Raw genomic sequence first — 8369 nt, 5'->3', positions numbered from 1 at the left:
GTGGTGGATGGTGCGGGTGATGATGGGTGGAGCGGGAACCGGGCCGCAGCCCGCATGATGTAGGTCGGCCGTACGAACGACAGGAGTGAGGTACCGGTGGACCCGCTCGACCGCATCGACGAACTGATCGCCATGGTGGAGACGGCCCGTTCCGTCCCGATGTCGCGCAACAACTGCATGGTCGACCGGGGTGAGATGATCGCGGCACTCGAGGAGTTGCGCGCCGAACTTCCCGCCGACCTGCGCCGGGCGGCCGCCCTCCTGGAGGAGCGGGACAAGATCATGGAGGCCGGCAAGCGCGAGGCCGACCGGATCATCAGCGAGGGTGAGGCGGAACACGCCCGCCTGGTCTCGGTGAACGAGATCACCGTCTCCGCCGAGCACGAGGGCGCCCGGATCATCGCCGAGGCCCGCGCCGAGGCGCAGCGGCTGCGCGAGGAGGTCGACGACTACGTCGACACCGCGCTGGCCAACTTCGAGCAGTTCCTCACCCGGGCGTTGGCCTCGATCGAGCGCGGGCGCGACAAGATGCACGCGCTGCGAGAGATCGGCACCTTCGCCGGCGACGAGGCGGAGCGCCCGCTACCCTTCTGACCGGCACCACAGCAGCCGGCAGGGGCGGCGCGGGCGTCGCCCCCGGTTCGACGGTTCGGCGGTCGCCCAGGTAACCTCGTTTGTCGGCCTCTCACCGGCCGGAGTCTGACTATGCCCAAACACACGCCTTCACCACTCAACCCCAGGTCGCCGCTGGTCCTCGACACGAGGGAGCTGCCGCGCCGGCCTGGTGCGTTGCGTACGGTCAAGCGGGTGGTGCCGGCACCGGCGGACCTCGGCGTGGAGTTGATCGGCGTGCCGGAGGGCGCGGACCTCGACCTCGACCTGAGGTTGGAGTCGGTGTCCGAGGGCGTGCTCGTCTCGGGCACCGTCAGCGGTCCCGTCCGGGGCGAGTGCGGGCGCTGCCTGCGCGAGATCAACGACTCGGTGGTCGTGCGGATCCAGGAGCTGTACGCGTACGAGAACAGCACCACGGACACCACGACCGACGAGGACGAGGTGGGCCGGATGCAGGGAGACCTGATCGACCTGGAGCCGGCGCTGCGGGACGCGGTGGTGCTCACACTGCCGACCAACCCGCGCTGCCGGGAGGACTGCCCAGGCTTGTGCCCCGAGTGCGGGGTGCACCGGGACGAGCTGCCGGCCGACCACAGTCACCAGCAGATCGACCCGCGTTGGGCGGGCCTGTCGCAACTGACCCGTAAAGAGGAGTAAGAACCGTGGCCGTCCCCAAGCGCAAGATGTCGCGCAGCAACACCCGGTCCCGCCGGGCGCAGTGGAAGACCGCGGCGGTCGCGACCGTGGCCTGCCCGCAGTGCAAGTCCGCGAAGCTGCCGCACGCCGCCTGCTCCGTCTGCGGCACCTACAACGGCCGTCAGGTCCTCGAGGTCTGACCGGACGCCGAGTGACGCCCCCGACCCCGGGTCGGGCGGCGCGCGCGCCCTGGCGAACGCCCGGTGCCCCGGCTCCCACGAACGCCGGCCGGCCTGCTCCGGCCGGCGTTCCGGCGGAGCCGGGCATCGCGCGGATCGCCGTTGACCTCCTCGGCGGGGACGACGCTCCCGCCGTCGTGGTTGACGGCGCTCTGCGGGCCGTACGCGCCGACCCCGACCTGCACCTGCTGCTCGTCGGCCCGGCCGAGGCCGCCGGCGAGTTGATCGCCGCACTCGACCCGGCGCAGCGTGCCCGGGTCGCCGTCCGACCGGTCCGCGCGGCCGTCGGCATGGCCGACCATCCCAGCGCCGCCCGCGCGCACAGCACCGTCCGGGCCGCCGTCACCGCCGTCCGCGACGGTGCCGCCGACGCGCTGGTCTCCGCCGGCTCGACCGGCGCCACCGTCACCGCCGCCGCGCTCGGCCTCGGCCGCTGGTCGGACGTCCGCCAGCCGGCCCTGGTCGCCACCCTTCCGGCGGTCGCCGGCCCGGTCGTGCTGCTCGACGTCGGCGGCTCGCTGGACCCGCGCCCGGCCACCCTCGCCCGGCACGCCATGCTCGGCGCCGCCTACGCGGCGGTCGCGCACGCCGTCGCCGAGCCCCGGGTCGGGCTGCTCTCCGTCGGCACCGAGGCGGGCAAGGGCGACCGCCTCCGCCGGCACGCCGACCCGCTGCTGGCCGCCGAGCCGCTACCCTGCGGCGGCCGCTACGTCGGCCTCGTCGAGGGCTTCGACGTCTCCCTCGGCACCCGCGCCGACGTGGTGGTCACCGACGGGTTCACCGGTAACGTGCTGCTCAAGGCGATCGAGGGCGCGTACGCGATGGCCGGCGGACCACCGGCCGGCGGCGGGGCGCCGCGGGCGGCCGCCCTGCTCGGGGTGGCCGGGACCGTGGTCGTGTGCCACGGCGCCGCCCGGGCCGACGACGTGGCCTCCGGCATCGCGCTCGCCGCCCACCTGTGGCGGCGGGGCGCCGCCGACCTGGTCTGCACGCTGCTCGACGCCGCGGCGGACCGCATCGACCGCACCACCGACACCGAGGTACGCACACTATGACCAACGACAAGCGGCGGCGGGCGTCCGTCGGTCACCTGGAGGCGGCGTTCGGCGTCACGCTGGACCCGGAACTGCTGGAACGGGCGCTGACCCACCGCTCGTACGCGTACGAGAACGGCGGCCTGCCCACCAACGAGCGGCTGGAGTTCCTCGGCGACTCGGTGCTCGGCGTGGTGATCACCACGGCGCTCTTCCACAACCACCCCGACCTGCCCGAGGGCCAGCTGGCCAAGCTGCGGGCCAGCGTGGTGAACATGCGCGCGCTGGCCGACGTGGCCCGCGGACTGGGCCCGGACGGGCTCGGCGCCTACCTCCTGCTCGGCAAGGGCGAGGAGACCACCGGCGGCCGGGACAAGGCCAGCATCCTGGCCGACACGCTCGAGGCGCTGCTCGGCGCGATCTACCTCCAGTACGGCCTGGACACCGCCGCCGCGGTGATCCACAAGCTGTTCGACCCGCTGATGGCCGAGTCGGCCGGGCGGGGCGCGGCGCTGGACTGGAAGACCAGCCTGCAGGAGCTGACCGCGTCGCGCGGGCTGGGCGTGCCGGAGTACCGCATCGAGGGCACCGGACCGGACCACCTGAAGACCTTCACCGCGTGGGTGGTGGTGGCCGGCAACCGCTACGGCGGCGCCGAGGGGCGGAGCAAGAAGGAGGCCGAGCAGCGGGCCGCCGAGTCGGCCTGGCGGACGCTGACCGAGCAGGCGGAGCAGGAGCAGGCGGCGCGGCAGCGGGCGGCTGCCGCCGCCGAGCTGGCTGAGGCCGCCGAGGCCGCCGACGCGGCTCCGGGCACCGCCGACACCGCGTCCGGCGCGGCCGGGACGGGCGCCCGCCGTGCCTGAGCTGCCCGAGGTGGAGACGGTCCGGCAGGGCCTGGCCCAGTGGGTCACCGGCCGGCGGATCGCCTCGGTCGAGGTGCGCCACCCGCGTGCGGTGCGCCGGCACGCCCCCGGCGGCGCGCACTTCGCCGACGTGCTGGCCGGGCGGACCGTGCTCGACGTCCGCCGCCGCGGCAAGTACCTCTGGCTCCCGCTGGACAGCGGGGACGCGGTGATCGGGCACCTCGGCATGTCCGGGCAGCTGCTGCTGCAGCCCGCCGACGCGCCCGACGAGACCCACCTGCGGATCCGGTTCCGGTTCGCCGACGACGGCCCCGAGCTGCGCTTCGTCGACCAGCGCACGTTCGGCGGGCTGTCCGTCTCGGCCGGCGGGGCGGAGCTGCCGGCGGAGATCGCGCACATCGCCCGGGACCCGATGGACCCGCAGTTCTCCGACGCCGAGTTCGTCGCCGCGCTGCGTCGGAGACGTACCGAGGTGAAGCGGGCGCTGCTGGACCAGACCCTGCTCTCCGGGGTGGGCAACATCTACGCCGACGAGGCGCTCTGGCGGGCCCGCCTGCACGGCGCCCGGCCCACCGACGCGCTCACCCGGCCGGCCGCGCTGCGGCTGCTCGGGCACGTCCGGGACGTGCTCGGTGAGGCCATCAAGGAGGGTGGGACCAGCTTCGACGCCCTGTATGTCAACGTCAACGGCGAGAGCGGCTACTTCGACCGGGCGCTGAACGTCTACGGCCGCGAGGGCCTGCCCTGCCGCCGGTGCGGCGCGCCGATCCGCCGCGAGGCGTTCATGAACCGGTCGTCGTTCAGTTGCCCGCGCTGCCAGCCCCGCCCTCGGGGGTCGCTTCGGGGATGACCCCGAGCCGGATCCGGGTCGCCGTCGGCGCGTCGCCCCGGACCGGTCCGGGAAGGATCCGGTGTGGCGTACGGCTGCACCCGCTCGGCGCGGTCGCGACGCCCGGTGTGGGCGCGCACAGGTTCCGGGCCGGACCGGGGCCGTTCCCTGATGTCCCGACCCCGTCGCGCCCATAGCGTCAGCTCCGTTGACAGGGGGTTGACGTGACAGGGGGACCCGTGATGGGGGCAAGACCGGTGACGGTGCGGTTGGCACGCTGGAGCGCGGAGCATCCGTGGCGCGCCATCGCGATGTGGGTGGTGTTCGTGGCGGTGTGCTTCGTCGGGGGCAGCGCCGCCGGGCTCAACGAGGCCACCTCGGCCGACCAGGCCATCGGTGAGTCCGGCCGGGCCGGCGTGATCGTGGAGGCCGGCAACTTCGACGACCCGGCGACGGAGAACATCCTCATCACCCCGCGCGGCGGCACCCTGGACCAGACCGCCGCGAAGGCGGCGGCCGACGACGCGGCGGCCCGGCTGCGCTCGGTGACCGGGGTCGCCTCCGTCGGGGAGCCGGTGCCGGCCCGGGACGGCTCCGCGGTGCTGCTGCCGATCACCATGTCCGGCGACCCGGAGACCGCCGCCGACCGGGTGCAGCCGCTGCGCGACGCCACCGCCCAGGTGCAGGACGGGCACCCGCAGCTGCGGATCGAGCAGGTCGGCGGTCCGTCGATCAACAAGGCGCTGGACGACACGCTCGGCAAGGACTTCAAGCGCGCCGAACTGCTCAGCCTGCCGGTGACCCTGGCCATCCTGATCATCGCGTTCGGCGCGTTGATCGCCGCCGGCGTGCCGGTGCTGCTGGCGCTCTCCTCGGTGGCCGCCGCGATGGGGCTCTCCACCCTCGCCTCGCACCTGGTGCCCGCGACCGACACGACGGCCAGCGTGATCCTGCTGATCGGCATGGCGGTCGGGGTGGACTACTCGCTGTTCTACGTGCGGCGCGAGCGGGAGGAGCGGGCCAAGGGTCGGTCGGGCCTGGACGCGGTGGAGATCGCCGCGGAGACCTCCGGGCACGCCGTGGTGGTCTCCGGCTTCGCCGTGATCATCTCGATGGCCGGGCTGCTGCTCGCCGGTGACGTGGTCTTCTCCTCCCTCGCGGTGGGCTCGATCCTGGTGGTCGCGGTCGCGGTGACCGGCTCGCTGACCGTGCTGCCGGCGCTGCTGGCCAAGCTCGGGCGCTGGGTCGACCGGCCCCGGGTGCCGCTGCTGTGGCGGCTGACCGCGCCGCGTACCGGGCGGCACGGCGAGCCCGCCAGGCCCCGGTTCTGGCCGGCCGTGCTGAAGCCCGCGCTGCGTGCTCCGGTGGCCACCCTGGTGATCTCGGTGGGGCTGCTGCTCGCCCTCGCCGTGCCCGCGCTGGGCATGAAGCTGAAGTTCCCCGGCATGGAGGACGTGCCGCGCAGTACGGCGGCGATGCAGGCGTACGACCGGCTCACCGCGGCCTTCCCGAGCAACGGCACCAGCCACACCGTGGCGGTCCGGGCGCCGGCCGCCGAGGCCGACCGGGTGTCGGCGGCGTTGACCGGGCTGGCCGCCCGGGCGTCGGCCGACCCGCTCTTCGCGCCGACCGAGGCGGACGGCCCGAAGATCCGGGTCTCGGACGACGGGCGGGTGTCGGTGCTGACCGTCGCCACCCCGTACACCAGCCGGGACGCCGAGGCCGGGCAGTCGCTGGACCGGCTCCGCGACGACCTCGTCCCGGCCGCGCTCGGCGGGGTTCCCGGCGTGCAGTACGCGGTCGGTGGCGACATCGCCGCCAGCGAGGACTACGCGCAGCACGTCCGGGACAAGCTGCCGATCGTGGTGGGCTTCGTGCTGGTGCTGACCTTCCTGGTGATGGTGCTGACCTTCCGCTCGGTGGTGATCGCGCTCAGCTCGATCCTGCTCAACCTGCTCTCCGCCGGCGCCGCGTACGGCCTGCTGGTGCTGGTCTTCCAGGGTGACTGGGCCGAGGGCCTGCTCGGCTTCACCTCGATGGGCGCGATCGTGGCCTGGCTGCCGCTTTTCCTGTTCGTGGTGCTCTTCGGGCTCTCGATGGACTACCACGTCTTCGTGGTCAGCCGGATCCGCGAGGGGATCCGGGCCGGCATGCCCAACCGGGAGGCGGTGGCGTACGGCATCACCTCGTCGGCCGGGGTGGTGACCAGCGCGGCGATCGTGATGGTCGGCGTCTTCTCGATCTTCGCGACGCTGAGCATGATCGATTTCAAGCAGCTCGGGATCGGCCTGGCGGCGGCGATCCTGCTGGACGCCACGATCATCCGCGCGGTGGTGCTCCCGGCGCTGATGACCATGCTCGGGGACGCCAACTGGTGGGCGCCGCGCTTCCTGCGCCCGCGCGCCGCGGCGGCCCCGACCGAACCGCCGGCGCCCGCGCCGGAACTGGTCGGCGTCCGCTGACCGACCCCGCTCCAGGGCCGGACCGCACCACGCGGTCCGGCCCGGCCGCGCCGACAGCTCCGCCCGACCCGGGCCGCGCGGTCCGGCCTGGCATTCAGCGCGACGGCTGCTCGGCACGACCGCCGCTCGGCACGACGCCGGTCAGCGCGAGGGCGGTCAGCGCGACCCCGCCCGGCGCGACCATCGGTCAGCAGGACGGCCGCCCAGCGCGAACCGGTCAGAGCACCGGGCAGGCGACCCGCCAGGCGTCGAGGTCACGGTCCTTGCGGATCGAGGCGAAGCCGTAGCCGACCGTCTCCACGCAGAAGTCCTCGGTCGTGCCGGTGTACTCGACGTGGAAGACCGGCTTGCCGGCCTCGGCGAACGGCAGCAGCTTCGCGCACCGGCGCAGCCGTACGCACTCCTCGTCCACCGCGAAGTCGAAGTCCGGCGCCAGCGCGGTCAGCTGCTCGGTGTTGCCGAGCAGGCCGGGGGAGAGGTCCAGCGCGCGGGCCAGCTCGGCCAGCCGGCGGTTGAACAGCAGCGCGTCGTCGAAGTCCAGCGGGAAACCGGACCGGTGCGCGTAGCCGTCGGCGTCGGCCAGCGCCACCGCGTCGAACCCCTTGCCCCGGCAGAGCCGGAACCGGTCGGCCAGCACCGGCCGCAGCGTGTCCCACTGCCGGACGTCCAGCCAGCGGCTCTCCGGGCGGCGGGACGCGGTGCCGCGCACCCGCGCCGGGAAGCGGTCCGCGTCCGGATCGGTGGGCAGGACCGACCCGACGTGCACCTGGCAGACCAGCCGACGGTCCCGGGAGCGCAGCTCGGCGGTCTGCGCCGCGGTGGTGGCCACCGGGTCGAGCAGGAAGACGTCCGCGTCCACCCCCGGGTCCAGCGCCCCGGTCAGCTGCCACTGCCACTGCCAGCGGCGGACCGACTCGGCCGGCCAGGTGGTCGGCGCGCCGGGCCGGGCCAGCTCGACCCGGCAGGCGTACAGCGGGACCGCCAGCGCGAGCGCCAGGCAGGCAAGCAGCGCCCGGCGCAGGGCGCGCCCGACGGCGCGCGTACGCGGCCGGATCCGCATCGGCAGCTCCCGGGTCGCGGGCGGCATCCCACCGCCCGAGCCGGTACGCCCTGTCCGGCGTACCTCACCCGGTCAAACGAGCACGGACCCGACCACGATTCGCAGCCGGTCAGCGCGGCGCGGCGAAGACCTGCGTCCAGTACGGCCCGTTGCTGCTGGCCACGCCCACGCCGATCTCGGTGAAGGCGCAGTTCAGGATGTTGGCCCGGTGACCGGAGCTGTTCATCCAGGCGTCCATCACCGCGGCCGGGGTCTTCTGGTTCCAGGCGACGTTCTCGCCGTAGGTGCGCCAGGAGTAGCCGACCCGGTCCAGCCGGTCGCCGGCGTCGCTGCCGTCGCTGCCGGTGTGCGACATGTTCCGGTGGTCGGCCTGGTCCTGGCTGTGCCGCTGGGCCGCGGTCATCAGCTTGTCGTCGATGCTCAGCGCGCCGCAGCCGGCCTTCGCCCGCTCCGCGTTGACCAGGTTGACCACCTCGCGGGCCTGGCTGCTGACGCTGCCGCCCGGGGCGACACCGGCGCCGCCGGCCGGCGCGGTGCTGCGCTCGGGGCTCCGGCGCGAGGGCGCCGTGGTCCGGGCGGGCGCCGGCTTGGGCTTGGTGGCCTTCGTCGGAGACGTGTCTCTTATTACACATCT

The 8369-nt window shown here is 74.3% G+C and carries 9 protein-coding genes; 7 read left to right on the top strand and 2 right to left on the bottom strand.

Annotation, left to right across the window (positions count from 1 at the left end):
* The first annotated feature begins 96 nt into the window (after nucleotides 1-96).
* From DLJ47_RS33405 to DLJ47_RS33375, 7 genes are all read left to right on the top strand, one after another.
* The gene (locus tag DLJ47_RS33405; protein WP_109906109.1) at nucleotides 97-594 is read left to right on the top strand and encodes a hypothetical protein; all 498 of its coding nucleotides are present in this window, start codon (nucleotides 97-99) and stop codon (nucleotides 592-594) included.
* 111 nt (nucleotides 595-705) lie between these two features.
* Nucleotides 706-1269: a YceD family protein gene (locus DLJ47_RS33400; RefSeq protein ID WP_109906107.1), complete on the top strand. Its 564-nt coding sequence runs from the start codon at nucleotides 706-708 to the stop codon at nucleotides 1267-1269.
* Between the two features lie 5 nt (nucleotides 1270-1274).
* Nucleotides 1275-1448 (top strand): 50S ribosomal protein L32, encoded by a 174-nt coding sequence (gene rpmF / locus DLJ47_RS33395; protein ID WP_012181392.1) that lies wholly within the window; start codon nucleotides 1275-1277, stop codon nucleotides 1446-1448.
* Nucleotides 1449-1573: 125 nt separating this feature from the next.
* Complete coding sequence (locus DLJ47_RS33390) at nucleotides 1574-2542, top strand: phosphate acyltransferase PlsX (protein ID WP_233258158.1); 969 nt, start codon at nucleotides 1574-1576, stop codon at nucleotides 2540-2542.
* Nucleotides 2539-3384 (top strand): ribonuclease III, encoded by an 846-nt coding sequence (rnc, locus tag DLJ47_RS33385; protein ID WP_109906103.1) that lies wholly within the window; start codon nucleotides 2539-2541, stop codon nucleotides 3382-3384. The genes DLJ47_RS33390 and rnc overlap by 4 nt, the downstream gene beginning before the upstream one ends.
* The gene (gene mutM / locus DLJ47_RS33380; RefSeq protein WP_109906101.1) at nucleotides 3377-4234 is read left to right on the top strand and encodes a bifunctional DNA-formamidopyrimidine glycosylase/DNA-(apurinic or apyrimidinic site) lyase; all 858 of its coding nucleotides are present in this window, start codon (nucleotides 3377-3379) and stop codon (nucleotides 4232-4234) included. The genes rnc and mutM overlap by 8 nt, the downstream gene beginning before the upstream one ends.
* A gap of 221 nt (nucleotides 4235-4455) precedes the next feature.
* On the top strand, nucleotides 4456-6675 hold the full coding sequence (locus DLJ47_RS33375; protein WP_109906099.1) for an MMPL family transporter: 2220 nt from the start codon (nucleotides 4456-4458) through the stop codon (nucleotides 6673-6675).
* Nucleotides 6676-6892: 217 nt separating this feature from the next.
* On the opposite strand, the gene DLJ47_RS33370 is transcribed toward DLJ47_RS33375, so the two are convergent.
* Together DLJ47_RS33370 and DLJ47_RS33365 are read right to left on the bottom strand one after the other, a co-directional pair.
* Nucleotides 6893-7735 carry an endo alpha-1,4 polygalactosaminidase gene (locus DLJ47_RS33370; RefSeq protein WP_109906111.1) on the bottom strand — a complete coding sequence of 281 codons (843 nt, stop codon included), beginning with the start codon at nucleotides 7733-7735 and terminating at the stop codon, nucleotides 6893-6895.
* 109 nt (nucleotides 7736-7844) lie between these two features.
* Nucleotides 7845-8369: CAP domain-containing protein (locus DLJ47_RS33365; protein ID WP_146228264.1), on the bottom strand; the 525-nt coding region annotated here is incomplete at its 5' end.

Origin of the sequence: Micromonospora sp. S4605, assembly GCF_003176715.1 — a bacterium.
GTDB lineage: Bacteria > Actinomycetota > Actinomycetes > Mycobacteriales > Micromonosporaceae > Micromonospora > Micromonospora echinaurantiaca.
Note: the sequence above shows the minus strand (reverse complement) of the source record. Positions and strands in the feature narration are given on the sequence as shown.

What these genes read in the sequence shown, in the direction of transcription:
- DLJ47_RS33400 (WP_109906107.1), top strand. Translation starts at nt 706, where the DNA reads ATGCCCAAACACACGCCTTCACCACTCAACCCCAGGTCGCCGCTGGTC.
- rnc (WP_109906103.1), top strand. Translation starts at nt 2,539, where the DNA reads ATGACCAACGACAAGCGGCGGCGGGCGTCCGTCGGTCACCTGGAGGCG.
- DLJ47_RS33375 (WP_109906099.1), top strand. Translation starts at nt 4,456, where the DNA reads ATGGGGGCAAGACCGGTGACGGTGCGGTTGGCACGCTGGAGCGCGGAG.
- DLJ47_RS33370 (WP_109906111.1), bottom strand. Translation starts at nt 7,735, where the DNA reads ATGCGGATCCGGCCGCGTACGCGCGCCGTCGGGCGCGCCCTGCGCCGG.